Origin of the sequence: Pectobacterium versatile (assembly GCF_020166435.1) — a bacterium.
GTDB classification, from domain to species: Bacteria; Pseudomonadota; Gammaproteobacteria; order Enterobacterales; family Enterobacteriaceae; genus Pectobacterium; species Pectobacterium versatile.
The window spans coordinates 114182-129278 of the sequence record NZ_JAINZP010000004.1; the positions used below are offsets into that span (position 1 = coordinate 114182).

At 52.8% G+C, this 15097-nt stretch carries 14 protein-coding genes; 2 read left to right on the top strand and 12 right to left on the bottom strand.

Annotation, left to right across the window (positions count from 1 at the left end; translation table 11 throughout):
* The first annotated feature begins 11 nt into the window (after positions 1–11).
* A complete protein-coding gene (gene yacG, locus K7X24_RS07225; protein WP_010297975.1) occupies positions 12–206 on the top strand; it encodes a DNA gyrase inhibitor YacG in 195 nt (64 codons plus the stop codon).
* Positions 207–270: 64 nt separating this feature from the next.
* Here yacG and mutT read toward each other — a convergent pair whose 3' ends face one another.
* From mutT to secM, 3 genes are all read right to left on the bottom strand, one after another.
* The gene (gene mutT, locus K7X24_RS07230) at positions 271–666 is read right to left on the bottom strand and encodes an 8-oxo-dGTP diphosphatase MutT (RefSeq protein ID WP_103861867.1); all 396 of its coding nucleotides are present in this window, start codon (positions 664–666) and stop codon (positions 271–273) included.
* Positions 667–756: 90 nt separating this feature from the next.
* Positions 757–3459, bottom strand: coding sequence for a preprotein translocase subunit SecA (gene secA / locus K7X24_RS07235; protein WP_103861868.1), 2703 nt, complete (start codon positions 3457–3459; stop codon positions 757–759).
* A gap of 112 nt (positions 3460–3571) precedes the next feature.
* Positions 3572–4087 (bottom strand): secA translation cis-regulator SecM, encoded by a 516-nt coding sequence (gene secM / locus K7X24_RS07240; protein ID WP_170310035.1) that lies wholly within the window; start codon positions 4085–4087, stop codon positions 3572–3574.
* 26 nt (positions 4088–4113) lie between these two features.
* On the opposite strand from secM, the gene K7X24_RS07245 reads away from it, so the two are divergent.
* A complete protein-coding gene (locus K7X24_RS07245) occupies positions 4114–4641 on the top strand; it encodes a DUF721 domain-containing protein (RefSeq protein WP_224553955.1) in 528 nt (175 codons plus the stop codon).
* An 18-nt stretch (positions 4642–4659) separates the two neighbouring features.
* Here K7X24_RS07245 and lpxC read toward each other — a convergent pair whose 3' ends face one another.
* From lpxC to murD, 9 genes are all read right to left on the bottom strand, one after another.
* Positions 4660–5577, bottom strand: a complete 918-nt coding sequence (gene lpxC / locus K7X24_RS07250; protein WP_029367880.1) for a UDP-3-O-acyl-N-acetylglucosamine deacetylase — start codon at positions 5575–5577, stop codon at positions 4660–4662.
* A 104-nt stretch (positions 5578–5681) separates the two neighbouring features.
* Entirely contained in the window at positions 5682–6833 is a 1152-nt protein-coding gene (ftsZ, locus tag K7X24_RS07255) for a cell division protein FtsZ (protein ID WP_005975217.1), read from the bottom strand.
* A 68-nt stretch (positions 6834–6901) separates the two neighbouring features.
* Positions 6902–8158, bottom strand: a complete 1257-nt coding sequence (gene ftsA / locus K7X24_RS07260; protein WP_224553957.1) for a cell division protein FtsA — start codon at positions 8156–8158, stop codon at positions 6902–6904.
* A 53-nt stretch (positions 8159–8211) separates the two neighbouring features.
* Positions 8212–9036 carry a cell division protein FtsQ gene (ftsQ, locus tag K7X24_RS07265; RefSeq protein ID WP_224554125.1) on the bottom strand — a complete coding sequence of 275 codons (825 nt, stop codon included), beginning with the start codon at positions 9034–9036 and terminating at the stop codon, positions 8212–8214.
* 1 nt (position 9037) lies between these two features.
* Positions 9038–9958, bottom strand: a complete 921-nt coding sequence (locus K7X24_RS07270) for a D-alanine--D-alanine ligase (protein WP_224553959.1) — start codon at positions 9956–9958, stop codon at positions 9038–9040.
* Between the two features lie 8 nt (positions 9959–9966).
* The gene (gene murC / locus K7X24_RS07275; RefSeq protein WP_039470049.1) at positions 9967–11427 is read right to left on the bottom strand and encodes a UDP-N-acetylmuramate--L-alanine ligase; all 1461 of its coding nucleotides are present in this window, start codon (positions 11425–11427) and stop codon (positions 9967–9969) included.
* Between the two features lie 61 nt (positions 11428–11488).
* Positions 11489–12580: an undecaprenyldiphospho-muramoylpentapeptide beta-N-acetylglucosaminyltransferase gene (murG, locus tag K7X24_RS07280; protein WP_224553961.1), complete on the bottom strand. Its 1092-nt coding sequence runs from the start codon at positions 12578–12580 to the stop codon at positions 11489–11491.
* Entirely contained in the window at positions 12577–13779 is a 1203-nt protein-coding gene (gene ftsW, locus K7X24_RS07285; protein ID WP_224553962.1) for a cell division protein FtsW, read from the bottom strand. Before ftsW ends, murG begins: the two co-directional genes overlap by 4 nt.
* On the bottom strand, positions 13779–15095 hold the full coding sequence (gene murD / locus K7X24_RS07290; protein ID WP_224553964.1) for a UDP-N-acetylmuramoyl-L-alanine--D-glutamate ligase: 1317 nt from the start codon (positions 15093–15095) through the stop codon (positions 13779–13781). The genes ftsW and murD overlap by 1 nt, the downstream gene beginning before the upstream one ends.
* Positions 15096–15097 lie beyond the last annotated feature (2 nt).

Here is a 15097-nt window from a genome sequence, read left to right on the forward strand (position 1 = left end):
AAAAGAATCTTATGACAACAGAAGTTACGACGGTGAAATGCCCAACCTGCAAGCAGGCGGTCATCTGGGAAGCAGCCAGCATCTATCGCCCATTTTGCAGCAAACGCTGTCAGCTCATCGATTTGGGTGAATGGGCTGATGAAGAAAAGCGCATTCCAAGTGATGATATGGTTTCTGATAGTGAAGAATGGAGCGAAACGCGCTAACGGCCACGTTTCGCCACTATAGCTTTCAGGCCGGGGCTTTCAGACAGGAAAAAGTAAAGCTAGATTAAAGCGATTTCAGCCAGCGGATCATCTCCGCATTCGCTGGCGGAAATTCTTCCTCACGTAATTCGTCTACGTTAACCCAGCGAGATTCCTGACCTTCCCGGCCATAAGGTTTCCCCAGCCACGTTTCAACCAGAAAGAAATGAAGCGTGATGATTCTCTCCGGTGTAGAAAACGTTTTATCGTTTAGCGCCTGTGGTGCGCTAGCTTCGATGCCCGTTTCTTCATGTAGTTCACGAATCAGCGCCTGCTCTGGCGTTTCGCCCTCTTCAACTTTACCGCCGGGAAATTCCCACATCCCTGCCATATGAACGCCATCAGGGCGGCGAGCAATGAAATATTGCTGCTCCGCATTGCGGATGATACCTACCGCGACGGATAACTGTTTTTGCGTCATGACACTTCCTATCAGGTTCTTATCAAGTAAAAGGCGGTCAATGACCGCCCTTGTACTTATCACATTTTAATCACTGGATTCAGCAGTCAATTATTTCTGTAAACGACCGTGGCACTGCTTATATTTCTTGCCTGAACCACATGGGCAAGGGTCGTTACGTCCAATTTTACGGTCTGCCTGCGCCGGTGAACCCGTATTCAGGCTATCTTCTTCCTGATGGCTAAACTGTTGCTGCTGCGCCAAACGCTCAGCTTCTTCACGGCGTTGCTGCTCCAGCGCTTCGATTTCTTCTGGCATTCTCACCTGGACTTTGCTCAGCGTGCTGATCACTTCATATTTCAGTGATTCCAGCATCGCGGCAAACATAGAGAACGACTCACGCTTATATTCTTGTTTCGGATCTTTCTGAGCATAACCACGAAGATGGATGCCCTGACGCAGGTAATCCATTGCCGCCAGATGCTCTTTCCACAAGGAATCCAGCGTCTGCAGCATCACGCCTTTCTCGAAGTTGCGCATGACTTCCGTGCCAACCACTTCTTCTTTGCGATGATAAACCTCAAGCGCGTGCTGGAAAATACGTTCACGCAGCGTTTCTTCATGCAGCTCAGGCTCTTTATCCAGCCACGCCTTGATCGGCATATCCAGATCGAAGTCGTTCTTCAGGCGCTGTTCCAGACCTTCCGTATCCCACATTTCTTCCAGAGATTCCGGTGGAATATAGCTGTCGATAGTCGCTTTAAACACATCTTCACGAATACTGGTGATGGTTTCACTGATATCGGACACATCCAGCAGTTCGTTACGCTGTGTGTAGATCGCACGACGTTGATCGTTCGCCACATCATCGTATTCCAGCAGCTGTTTACGAATATCAAAGTTACGGCTTTCCACTTTACGCTGTGCGTTAGCAATCGCCTTGGTGACCCACGGGTGCTCAATCGCTTCGCCCGGTTTCATACCCAGTTTACGCATCATGTTGGAAACGCGATCGGAGGCAAAAATACGCATCAGCGCATCTTCCATCGACAGATAGAAGCGTGATGAACCCGCATCCCCCTGACGGCCAGAACGACCACGCAGCTGGTTATCGATACGGCGAGACTCATGACGTTCTGTACCGATAATGTGCAAACCACCCGCAGCCAACACCGCATCATGGCGCACTTTCCAGGCCGCTTTGATTTCTGCAATTTGTGCGTCATCTGGGTTTTCCAGATGTGCGACTTCTGCCTGCCAGCTACCACCCAATACGATGTCCGTACCACGACCGGCCATGTTGGTCGCGATGGTGACCGCACCAGACTGACCTGCCTGCGCAACGATGTCCGCTTCCATGGCGTGAAATTTCGCATTCAGCACATTGTGTTTGATGCCCGCTTTTTCCAGCGCCTGAGAAACCACTTCGGATTTCTCGATGGAAATCGTACCGACCAGAATAGGCTGACCTTTTACAGAGCGGTCTTTGATATCTTCAATGATGGCATCGATTTTTTCCTGCTCGGTCATGTAGACCAGGTCAGGCAAGTCTTTACGAACCATCGGACGGTTGGTCGGCACCACAATCGTATCCAGCTTATAGATAGAGCTGAACTCGAATGCCTCGGTATCTGCCGTACCGGTCATCCCTGCCAGTTTTTCATACAGGCGGAAGTAATTCTGGAAGGTAATGGAAGCCAGCGTCTGGTTTTCATTCTGAATGGCCACCTTCTCTTTCGCTTCCACAGCCTGATGCAGGCCATCGGACCAGCGACGCCCCTGCATGGTACGGCCAGTATGTTCGTCGACGATGATCACTTCACCGTCTTTCACAATGTAATCGACATCGCGGGTAAACAATACGTGCGCACGCAGCGCGGCGGTCACATGATGCATCAGCATGATGTTGGTCGGAGAGTACAGCGACTCACCCTCTTCCATAATGCCTTCTTTCACCAGCAATTCTTCTACCAGAACCAGACCACGTTCGGTGAGGTTAACCTGACGCGCTTTCTCATCAACAGAGAAATGGCCTTCGCCGAGGAAGGTATCCGAATCATCTTTCTCCTGACGGATCAGGTGGGGGATGATTTTATTGACGCTGATATAAAGCTCAGAGCTGTCTTCAGCCGGGCCGGAAATGATCAGCGGCGTACGCGCTTCATCGATCAGGATGGAGTCAACCTCATCCACCAGCGCGTAGTACAATTTACGCTGTACGCGTTCTTCTGGGCTGAACGCCATGTTGTCACGCAGGTAGTCAAAACCGTATTCGTTATTGGTACCGTAGGTGATGTCTGCCGCATAGGCTTCACGCTTCGCCGGAGCAGGCATTCCCGGCAGGTTGATACCAACGCTCAGGCCAAGGAATTCAAACAACGGACGGTTATTTTCGGCGTCACGCTGTGCCAGATAATCGTTCACGGTAACTACGTGTACGCCGCGACCCGTCAGCGCATTCAGGTACGCAGGCAGCGTTGCCGTCAGCGTTTTACCTTCACCAGTACGCATCTCCGCGATGCAGCGTTCGTTCAATACCATACCGCCGAGAAGCTGCACGTCGAAGTGGCGCATGCCAAATACACGTTTACTGGATTCACGCACCACGGCGAAGGCTTCCGGCAGCAAACTCTCCAACGTCGCGCCTTTTTCCAGACGAACACGGAACTCCAGCGTTTTCGCTTGCAGTTCCTCATCTGAAAGTTTTTCCATTTCTGGCTCTAAACGACTGATGACATCAACATTTTTACGCATACGACGCAGCGTACGATCGTTACGGCTACCAAAAATTTTGGTTAGGATATTCATGACCATAATAATTTTAATCTCACAAGTGCCACGTATCCAGTGGCAACACAACATCGAAAAACTGAGAAACTCAGCAAAAAAAGAGAGAAATTTCTTCAGCTAATTATCCACTACACTTTCAGCTGAGAAGAGAAGGTCCTGCACGGATGCCGCGAATTTGGGCAAGCCAGATGCCGATTTGATGGTGTGCCTGAGGATAAAAAGTGACGCGCCCAGCATGGGGGGAGATCACAAAGGGATACTGGGAATCCTGCGTCAGCAACGCATTTAGCGTATCCAGCAAAACCAGAGAATGAGGTTGAAGATCGTCAACCTGCTGGGCACTGGCCGTCTGTGGTGTCGTCAACGCAAAAGAAAGATGACGGATGACCGTGCGAATCGCATGCTGATGCCAGTAGTCAACACTGTAGGACGAACGCCGATGCGCTTCTTTCAGGGCGACCAGATCGGTAAGGTTCAGCGATACGTTATTCTGGCGACTAACACTGGAGCTTGAATTCGGGAGTGAGGCGATATCCTGTGAGTCGTTCAGGCTTGTCGGCAAGCCAAGACTCGCCGCGACCATCCCTAATAAGAGATGCGGCCAGAAATAACGTCTGCCAAATTGTCGCCAACGATTTAGAATACCAATCACGAGTAACATCCACCGGAGCCAAGCCTATGCGTGATAGCCGCCCACAATCACTGGAATTTCTGTTTGATAGCGCATCCATGTCGGGTAAAGGCCCGCTACAAGATGTGCAACAGCGCGCTATCGCCTTATTAAAACTCAACCGCGCCGTACGCGGATTACTGCCTGCACCGTTGCACCCATGGTGCCGCGTCGCTAATTACCGGCAAGGTTTACTAATACTGGAAACCGCCAACGCCAGTTGGTTGATGCGGTTACGTTACGAACAACCTGCGTTGCTCTCTGCATTACGCGCACAAATACTACCATCATTGGCTTCAATCGACATCAGGATTAATCCAACGCTTGCCGCAAAAGGGCATGAAATCGTGAAAAATAGTGGCATTGCAGCGACGGAAAATACCGACGACAAACCGTTGCGTCAGTTGAGTGAACAAAGTGCGGAGACATTGAGGACGTTAGCAGGCAACAGCCCGGAAAAACTCAGAAAGATATTAGAACGACTGGCTTCGCTGGCCGGAGAGAGTACCAGTAAAACCAGTCGTAATAAGAAATGATTACTTCAATTTCAAGCGTTACGCCAGCACGATAGACGGTGCTTTAAACGCCAACGGCATTTCAGCTTCGTCTTCAAAGGTCACGTATTCCCACGCTTCCTGATTTGCCAGCACAGCCTGCAACAGTTTGTTGTTCAGTGCGTGTCCAGATTTAAACGCAGAAAACGCACCGATGATGTTGTAGCCACACATAAACAGGTCACCGATGGCATCCAGCATTTTATGGCGGACAAACTCATCTTCAAAACGCAGACCGTCTTCGTTCAGTACGCGGTAATCGTCAACGACGATGGCACAATCCATACTGCCGCCCAGGCACAACCCACGAGACTGCAAGTATTCGATATCGCGCATGAAGCCGAATGTACGCGCACGGCTGATCTGGCGAACAAACGCATCAGCGGAGAAATCCAAACGATAGCGCTGGTTGCCCGCATCAATCGCCGGGTGGTTGAAGTCGATAGTGAAATCCAAGCTGAAGCCGTTAAACGGTTTCATTTCGGCCCACTTGTCGCCATCTTCAACGCGAACGGACTGTTTGATACGTACGAATTTCTTGGCACAATTCAGCTCTTCGATACCCGCATCTAACAGCAGGTAAACGAACGGGCTGGCGCTGCCATCCATAATTGGAATTTCTGGCGCGTCAACATCAATGACAATATTGTCAATGCCCAACCCTGCAAGCGCAGCGTTAAGATGCTCCACCGTAGAAATACGGACGTCATGCTCATTAACCAGGCAAGTACAGAGCATGGTATCACGCACGGATTTTGCATCAGCCGGAAAATCAACCGGGGGATTCAAGTCTGTGCGGCGATAGATGACCCCGGTATTTGCCGGTGCAGGACGCATGGTCAACGTGACCTTCTTGCCGGTATGTAACCCGACACCAGTCGCCTGAACAATACGTTTTAATGTACGTTGTTTGATCATCATTTTATCTCGCATGTTACTGAACCTACGAACCTAGTATAAACCAGGTTCGGTGGCACAGTTTAGCACAAAGAGCGGAGATTCCAACGTTATCTGGCAGCAAATTAGTCTGCCTGCTTACGCAGAAACGCTGGGATATCCAGATAGTCTGGCTCTTTATTCGTCTGCGGATTCTGGTCGTTAACCACTTTGGCAGCCGGTTTTTCCTGCGCCAGCGGCGTCATACCGTGTTGCTGATAACGATGATCCATCACAGGCTGGCTGGCCTGCTTGTTCGTTACCAGAGTAATCTCAGGACGTTTGTCCATGCCGATACCCGTCGCAACAACCGTTACCCGCAGTTCATCATTCATTTCTGGGTCAAGCGACGTACCGATTACGACGGTCGCATTATCGGACGCGAATGCACGGATGGTGTTACCTACCGTCTCGAACTCATCCAGACGCAGGTCAAAGCCCGCCGTGATGTTGACCAACACGCCACGTGCGCCGGACAGATCGATGTCTTCCAACAGTGGGCTGGAGATCGCCATTTCAGCCGCTTCTTCTGCACGGTCTTCACCACGCGCAACACCGGAACCCATCATGGCATAACCCATTTCGGACATCACGGTACGCACGTCTGCAAAGTCGACGTTCATCAGGCCCGGACGCGTGATCAGCTCGGCAATACCCTGCACCGCGCCTTTCAGTACATCGTTTGCCGCGCCAAATGCATCCAGCAGGGAGATACCGCGCCCCAGCACTTTTAGCAGTTTGTCGTTTGGAATGGTGATCAGCGAGTCGACGTGCTTAGACAGCTCGGCGATACCCTGCTCTGCAAACGCCATACGCTTTTTGCCTTCAAAGTTGAAAGGCTTGGTCACGACAGCGACAGTCAGAATGCCCAGGTCTTTTGCGACTTCGGCAACAACTGGTGCAGCACCTGTTCCCGTACCACCGCCCATACCTGCGGCGATAAACACCATGTCCGCACCTTCCAGTGCTGAACGCAGTGCTTCACGATCTTCTTCAGCCGAATTACGGCCGACTTCAGGGTTAGCGCCTGCACCCAGGCCTTTTGTGATACCGCTACCGATCTGAATAGTCTGGCCAACAGCTGTTTTACGTAATGCCTGCGCATCCGTGTTGACCGCAAAGAACTCGACGCCTTCGATGCGCTCACGCACCATGTGTTCGACGGCGTTACCACCGCCGCCACCGACGCCGATGACTTTAATCACCGCGTCGTTGGTTAATTCCATTGGTTCAAACATAATTTCTCTCCGTTTGTGCCTGTAACTGCGAGATCATAAAACTGTGCCAGGTGATCTCTTTGATAAAATTAAAATTCTTTCCTCAACCAGCTGTTGATTCGCTTGAACCAGTTGCTCACTGAGGCACGTTTTTCGACTTCATGCTCACCGCCCAGATGAGATTCTTTTCCGTAATGCAGCAACCCAACCGCCGTTGAGTAATAAGGCTCTTGGGCATAATCCGTCAGCCCTGTTATATTCATTGGTTGTCCAATACGCACCTGTGTATGGAACACACGCTGCGCACAGGCCGCCAGACCGTCTATTTGCGCGGCACCGCCCGTCAGCACAATCCCTGCCGCCAGATGGTGTTTCACGCCTTGTTGACGCAACTGCTCCTGCAACTGTAAAAGTTCATCGTTCACCAAGTTCAACAGCTCGGTGTAACGTGGTTCAATCACTTCCGCCAATGTCTGTCGTTGCAGACTGCGGGGTGGACGTCCTCCAACGCTCGGGACCTCCACATTTTCATCTTTGCTGACGATCGCACCTAGTGCACAACCATGGCGCACTTTAATCGCTTCGGCATCCGTCGGCGGTGTACCAAACGCATAGGCAATATCGCTCGTAACCACATTGCCTGCATAAGGAATCACTTTAGTGTGTCGCAATGCGCCACCGGTATAAACCGCGATGTCCATTGTACCGCCACCGATATCCACGACGCACACACCCAGCTCACGTTCGTCCTCTGTCAGAACCGCATAGCTGGACGCTAGGCCTGCAAAAATCAGTTGGTCGACCTTTAAGCCACAGCGTTCAACAGCTTTAACAATATTCTTCGCCATATCGTTATGGCAGGTTATCAGGTGGACTTTCGCCTGCATGCGCACGCCGGATAAGCCAACCGGGTTTTTAATCCCTTCCTGATAATCGATCGCATATTCCTGTGGAATCACATGGAGAACACGGTGCTCATCGCGTACGCGCACGGACTTGGCGGTATGCACCACGCTTTCCACGTCGTCCTGTGACACTTCTTCTTCTGAAATAGGCACCATCCCTATTTCATTCTGGCAACTGATGTGTTTTCCCGACAGCGCCAGATACACGGAAGAGATCTGGCAGTCTGCCATCAACTCAGCCTGATCAATAGCACGCTGAACACATTTAACGACTGATTCCAGATCGTTTACGCCGCCTTTATCCATACCGCGTGACGGGCAACTGCCTACGCCAATAATATTGACCATGCCATCGGGCAGAACCTCCCCTACCAGCGCAGCCACTTTTGCTGTACCGATTTCCAGCCCAACTACCAGTTTTCTGTCCGTCGACTTGATCATTGTTGTTTAGCCTGTGCTTGTTTCTGGTTACTGTTCTGTTGCTGATCAATGTCTTATTGCTGACCAACTCGTTGCCGATCACCATTTTGTTGATCAAGCAAGGCTGGAGCCCAGCCTATCGCGGCACCGCTGTCGTACCGCAAGTCCACATGGCTGATACGTTTGTTTTCGCTCTGAGCCTGCCGCTGCAACAGCGGATACAGCTCGATAAATCGTTTCAGACGTTTGGCCCTATCGTCCCGCCCCAACTCAAGGCGAGTATCATCGTCTAATCCTAGTTGCCACGAATGCCGTGCGCTCATCGCAACCGTCTTTAACGTAAACTTCCCAGCAACCAGCGTCTGATTCATTGTGCGGTAGCCTTCCAACACTTCAGCCTCACTGCCTTCCGGGCCATACAGCAACGGCATCTTGCGATTACCAATACGTTCGGCGGGTACACTGAACGAATTTCCTTCCGCATCAACCATTAGCTGGTCATTCCAACGTGCTACCGGAACATATTCAACCAGATGAATCTTTAATTCGTCCGGCCACTGCTTGCGCACGCTGGCCTGTTTTATCCACGACAGGCGTTCAATCTGCTGCTGGATCACGTTCACATCCTGTGTCATGAACGTTCCCGGCGACCCCAACGACAAAATGGCCTGACGGATATCGTCGTTGGTGGTGTACTGCCTTTCCCCTGTCACGGCCATGCGGGAGAGCGGTAAGCGGCTGGCATCTTTCATCCACCCCACTACCATCCAGCTTCCCCAGACGATCGTCCCTATCACCATCAGCAGGAAAATCATCCCTGCCAATTGGCCTCCATTACTGCGACGTGTTCCTTTCGTTTCAGGCTCTCGTCCGCGTGTATTCAGCGCCGCCTGCGACATATCAGCCAGCAAGCCCTAAAATTTCCACGACCAGTTGCGAGAAAGTCAGCCCACGTTGGCGCGCGGCCATAGGAACCAGGCTGTGGCTCGTCATCCCTGGAGACGTATTCACTTCAAGCAGATAGAAGGCACCGTCGCTATCCAGCATAAAATCGACACGTCCCCACCCGCAGCAACCCACCGCACGATAAGCCGCCATCGCCAGTCCAGCTAACGCTTGCTCTTGCTCATCTGGCAAACCACTCGGACAGAAATACTGCGTATCATCCGATAAATACTTCGCTTCATAATCGTAAAACGTACCCGCAGGCTGAATACGAATAGAAGGCAATACCTCATCACCTAGGATAGCAACCGTATACTCTGGGCCGCTCAGCCATTTCTCGACCAAAATATCGTCATCGTGACGGAATGCTTCTTCCAATGCCGCAGGCAGTTCGCTAAGCGTATTCACTTTGCTCATACCCACACTGGAACCTTCACGGCTTGGCTTAACGATCAACGGCAAGCCGAGATGGGTAAACTTCGCCAACAAGGCGTTTGCCGCTGTTTCCGAATATTGGCGACGATCCAGCGCCACGTATGGCGATACCGGTAATCCCACGGCTTGCCACACCTGTTTGGTGCGGAGTTTATCCATCGTCAGTGCGGACGCCATGACGCCGCTACCGGTATACGGCAAGCCCAGGAACTCCAGAACGCCCTGCAATATACCGTCTTCGCCACCACGACCATGTAAGGCGATGAATATTTTGGTGAAACCTTCTTCTTTTAACGTCGTCACAGAGACGTCACGGGTATCAACCGCATGCGCATTGATACCCGCTTCTTTCAGACCAGCCAAAACCGCCTGACCGGAAAGTAACGAGACTTCACGTTCGGCAGAGGTTCCACCAAGCAATACAGCAACTTTCTCAGTCATGATGTTCCTCATTCACTCATCTGTGGCTGTAATCTGGAATCAGCCAGTTTACGCGCCAGTTTACCGATGTTGCCGGCGCCCTGAACCAAAATCAGGTCTTCACCTCGCAGCGCCTGTGACAACAGTTCCGGTAAAGTATCCACATCCGTCACCAGAATCGGATCAATCTTACCTCTTCCGCGAATCGTACGGCACAGCGAGCGGCTGTCCGCGCCCGGAATCGGCGACTCTCCGGCGGAATACACATCCAACATCAGCAGCACGTCAACCTGTGATAACACATGCGCGAAATCATCATACAAATCGCGGGTTCGCGTATAGCGATGCGGCTGAAAAATCATGACCAACCGCTTATTCGGCCACCCAGCACGGGCGGCTTTAATCGTGGCGTCAACTTCCGTCGGATGGTGGCCGTAATCATCCACCAACATCGCCGTACCGCTTTGCCCATTAACCAGTTCAAGCGGGTACTCACCGAGGAAATCAAAGCGACGTCCGGTACCCTGAAAACGCTCCAGCGCGCGCAGAATCGCTTCGTCATCAATGCCCTCATCGGTCGCCACCGCAACCGCCGCCGCTGCGTTGAGCGCATTGTGACGCCCCGGCGCATTCAGCGTAACAGTGAGCAGCGGTTTATCTTTCCGCTCCAGCGTAAAATGCCCTTGCGCACCAGTCTGGTGATACCCTGAAATACGCACATCGGCATCGTCGCTAAAGCCATACGTGGTGATATGACGTCCCACGCGCGGCAACAGCTCACGGATTACTGCATCATCAATACACATCACCGCTTGCCCGTAAAACGGCAGGTTGTGCAGGAAATTGATGAACGTCTGCTTCAGGTTCTCAAAATCGCCCTGATAGGTGTCCATATGGTCGGCTTCAATGTTGGTCACAATCGCCACCATCGGCTGCAAATGCAGGAAAGACGCATCGCTTTCATCTGCTTCCGCAATCAGGTAGCGGCTTGAGCCCAAACGCGCATGCGTTCCTGCCGCCTTCACTAATCCGCCATTCACAAACGTCGGATCCAGTCCCGCTTCCGCGTAAATACTGGAGACCATAGCCGTTGTGGTCGTCTTACCGTGCGTACCCGCAATCGCAATACCGTGACGAAAACGCATCAGTTCCGCCAACATCTCGGCACGACGGATCACCGGAATACGTGCGTCATGCGCGGCGACAATCTCAGGGTTATCCGCAGTAATCGCACTCGATACCACCACCACGCTGGCGTTCAGAACATTCTCCGCACGGTGATGGAAATAAATCTGCGCGCCAAGTTCGGTCAACTGCTGCGTCACCGCGTTCGGTGCCAGATCGGACCCGCTAATCTCATAACCTTCGTTGGCCAACACTTCGGCGATACCACCCATGCCAGCACCGCCGATGCCGACAAAGTGTATGTGCCGGACGCGATGCATCTCGGGCACGATTGAACGTAGTTTCGCCAGTTGTTGAGTATTCACTTTATTCTATCGTTACCTTGTAGCGTCGTCGCACAGCCGTTGTCCGACAACGTTGTATTAATTAATCATGAGCCACACGTGTGGCCCGACTGCCTGCCGCTGCACTGACTTCCGCCGCAACCCGTTCGGTTGCATCTGGGATGGCCACTGCGCGGGCTTTTTGCGCCATTGTCAGCAAGGTGGCGCGATCCCAACTGGACAGCACCTCGCTAACCGCCGCCACGCTGAACTGTGGCTGCTCAATAATTTTTGCCGCACCTGCCTTTTCCAACGGCAGCGCATTCCAGTACTGCTGCCGATCTTTATGCTGGAACGGAACAAACAGTGCCGATAGCCCAGCCGCCGCAATTTCACTGACGGTTAGTGCGCCGGAACGGCACACTACAACATCCGCCCAGGCGTAAGCTGCCGCCATGTCATCAATAAACTCAGTAATCTTGTGCTGCGTCTGCCCAACATCCTGATAGGCCTGTTGAACGGTTGATAACGCGCCTTTGCCGACCTGATGCCAGATCGTCACGCGATCGCCCAACTGTGCCGCCACGCCGGGTAGCGTTTGGTTCAGCACTCTTGCGCCCTGACTACCACCAACAACCAGCACCCTCACAGGGCCTGAGCGATCGGCTAATCGAGTTTCCGGCGCAGGCAATGCCAGCACATCGGTTCTGACTGGGTTCCCCACAACATCCGCTTTAGGAAATGCGCCCGGAAATGCCTGCAATACCTTCTTAGCGATATGGGATAACCAGCGATTGGTCAGCCCCGCAATACCGTTCTGCTCATGCAGTACGACTGGAATGCCACACAGCCAGGCAGCCAAGCCGCCGGGGCCGGAAACATAACCGCCCATACCCAGCACCACATCAGGCTGGTAACGGCGCATAATCGCCCGCGCCTGACGCACGGCCTGAAAAATACGAATCGGCGCGCTTAACTGCGCCAGAATGCCTTTACCACGCAAGCCAGAAATACGGATGAAATCAATTTCGATACCATGCTTAGGCACCAAATCGGCTTCTATACGATCCGCCGTACCTAACCAGCGAACCTGCCAGCCCTGCGCCATCAGGTGGTGCGCAACCGCCAGCCCGGGGAAAACATGCCCACCCGTACCGCCAGCCATCACCATCAAACGCTTGCCTTCGCCACTCATCGGGCACCTCTCGTAAACGCCTGCGCTTTCGTCAGACGCGTTTCAAAATCAATACGTAACAGCAAAACAATCGCCGTCGACATAATCAGCAAACTGGAACCACCGTAACTGATCAGCGGCAACGTCAGCCCTTTTGTCGGTAGCATCCCCGCCGCCGCGCCTACATTTACCAGCGTCTGAAAGCTGAACCAGACACCGATAGAACATGCCAGAAAGCCCGAAAAACGCTGATCGATCTCCAGCGCCCGCTTCCCAATAGACATCGCGCGAAAAGCGACGAAGAATATCATTAACAACGCCAAAACCACACCGATATAGCCGAGTTCCTCACCTAAAATAGAGAAAATGAAATCGGTATGCGCCTCCGGCAAATACTCCAGTTTTTGCACTGAATTCCCCAACCCCTGCCCCCAGAATTCACCGCGCCCAAACGCCATCAGAGATTGTGTTAGCTGGTAGCCATCGCCGAACGGATCGTCCCATGGATTCCAGAAAGATGTCACACGCCGCATACGGTAGGGTTCAGCCACAATCAGCAAGCCAACGGCAAACCCACCGGAACCAATGATCGCCAGAAACTGCCACATCTTGGCACCAGCCAGAAACAACATCGCCAACGTCGTAATAAACAGTACCACCACCGTACCGAGGTCGGGCTGAGCCAACAGCAACACCGCCAGCACCACCATCACGCCCATCGGTTTGCAAAAGCCCCAGAAGTTATTTCGTACTTCTTCAACTTTGCGCACCATGTAACTGGACAAGTAGCAAAACAGCGCCAGCTTGGATAATTCCGCAGGCTGGATGCGCAATGGCCCCAGCGAGATCCAGCGTGATGCACCGTTGACCGAGCTTCCCACGACTAGCACAACCAGCAGCATGACGATGGCGAGTAATAACAGTACAGGACTGTAACGTTGCCATATCTCCATCGGGACGCGCAGAGTGATTAACGACAGGCCAAATGCCAATCCCAGATAAATCGCATCACGTTTCGCGAACAGGAACGGGTCGCTGGCAAGACGCTGCCCGACAGGCATAGAAGCCGACGTCACCATCACAAAGCCAATCACGGCCAGCCCAAGCGTCAACCACACCAATGTTCTGTCGTACAGGACAACGCTGAGCGTATCGCTTTCGCGCGTTCCCATAACCCAGTTCTTGATGCGTTCGATAAACGCCAGCCCGAAGAACCGCATCAGCCTAACTCCTCCGCCAGACGAGCAAATTCATCGCCTCGCTGTTCAAAACTGCGGAACTGATCCAGGCTTGCGCAGGCTGGCGACAGCAGCACCAGATCGCCCGGCTTAACGCGTTCAGCGATGATACGCATCGCCTGTTCCATCGTTTCTGTCTGCTCGGCAATTTCCAGACGCAGTGCAGCCAGCTGTTGCCCATCCTGACCGAAGCAGTACACATGAATGTGCTCGCCCTGCAAATACGGCACCAGCGGCGAGAAATCGGCAGATTTACCGTCACCACCTAGCAGCAGATGTAACGTGCCTTCTACCGCCAAACCGCTCAATGCAGCCTCGGTGCTGCCCACATTGGTGGCTTTAGAATCATTGATCCACCGCACGCCGTTGCGCTCAAAGGCCATTTGAAAGCGATGAGGCAGCCCAGTAAATGACGTCAGCACCGTCAGCGCAGACGAGCGCGGAATCTTCACGGCATCAGCCAGCGCCAGCGCGGCCAATGCATTCGTATAATTGTGCTGCCCGACCAGCTTGATTTCACGGGTATTGAGTACACGTTCACCGTCCACACGCAGCCAAGTTTCTCCTTGCTGGCGGTTAAGATGATAATCGCCGACATCAACTCCAAAACTGCGACAGCGTGCATCCGCACCGCGAACTGGCATGGTCAGCGCATCGTCAGCATTCACAACACACAAATTTGCGTGTTCATAAATACGCAATTTCGCCGCCCGATACTGCTGTAGACCAAACGGGTAACGGTTGGTGTGATCTTCCGTCACGTTCAGAATGGTTGCCGCAGCGGCGTGCAGGCTACTCGTCGTTTCCAACTGGAAACTCGACAGCTCCAACACATAAAGCTGAGCAGGCTGCTCAAGCAGTTGCAGCGCAGGTAGACCAATATTGCCGCCGACCCCCACCTGCCAACCCGCCGCTCGTGCCATTTCGCCGACCAGCGTCGTCACCGTGCTTTTACCGTTAGAACCGGTAATCGCAACAATCGGCGCCTGCGCTTCACGGCAGAACAGTTCGATATCGCCAACGATCTCAATGCCAGCATCGGCGGCGTCACACAGAATCGGCGTTGCCAACGCAACACCGGGGCTGGCGACGATCAAATCCGCACTCATCAGCCAGTCTTCATTCAGGCTACCGAGATGTCGTTCCACCTGCTCCGGCAGCTTATCCAGACCCGGCGGACTGATACGGGTATCCACCACACGCGGTACAACACCACGCGCGAGAAAGAAATCAACACAGGAGAGCCCAGTCAGACCCAACCCGATAATGACGACTTTTTTACCCTGATAGTCCACCATGT

Excerpts from the sequence above, each read along its gene's own strand:
- yacG (WP_010297975.1), top strand. The coding sequence starts at position 12 with ATGACAACAGAAGTTACGACGGTGAAATGCCCAACCTGCAAGCAGGCG.
- mutT (WP_103861867.1), bottom strand. The coding sequence starts at position 666 with ATGACGCAAAAACAGTTATCCGTCGCGGTAGGTATCATCCGCAATGCG.
- secA (WP_103861868.1), bottom strand. The coding sequence starts at position 3,459 with ATGGTCATGAATATCCTAACCAAAATTTTTGGTAGCCGTAACGATCGT.
- K7X24_RS07245 (WP_224553955.1), top strand. The coding sequence starts at position 4,114 with ATGCGTGATAGCCGCCCACAATCACTGGAATTTCTGTTTGATAGCGCA.
- lpxC (WP_029367880.1), bottom strand. The coding sequence starts at position 5,577 with ATGATCAAACAACGTACATTAAAACGTATTGTTCAGGCGACTGGTGTC.
- ftsZ (WP_005975217.1), bottom strand. The coding sequence starts at position 6,833 with ATGTTTGAACCAATGGAATTAACCAACGACGCGGTGATTAAAGTCATC.
- ftsA (WP_224553957.1), bottom strand. The coding sequence starts at position 8,158 with ATGATCAAGTCGACGGACAGAAAACTGGTAGTTGGGCTGGAAATCGGT.
- ftsQ (WP_224554125.1), bottom strand. The coding sequence starts at position 9,036 with ATGTCGCAGGCGGCGCTGAATACACGCGGACGAGAGCCTGAAACGAAA.
- K7X24_RS07270 (WP_224553959.1), bottom strand. The coding sequence starts at position 9,958 with ATGACTGAGAAAGTTGCTGTATTGCTTGGTGGAACCTCTGCCGAACGT.
- murG (WP_224553961.1), bottom strand. The coding sequence starts at position 12,580 with ATGAGTGGCGAAGGCAAGCGTTTGATGGTGATGGCTGGCGGTACGGGT.
- ftsW (WP_224553962.1), bottom strand. The coding sequence starts at position 13,779 with ATGCGGTTCTTCGGGCTGGCGTTTATCGAACGCATCAAGAACTGGGTT.
- murD (WP_224553964.1), bottom strand. The coding sequence starts at position 15,095 with ATGGTGGACTATCAGGGTAAAAAAGTCGTCATTATCGGGTTGGGTCTG.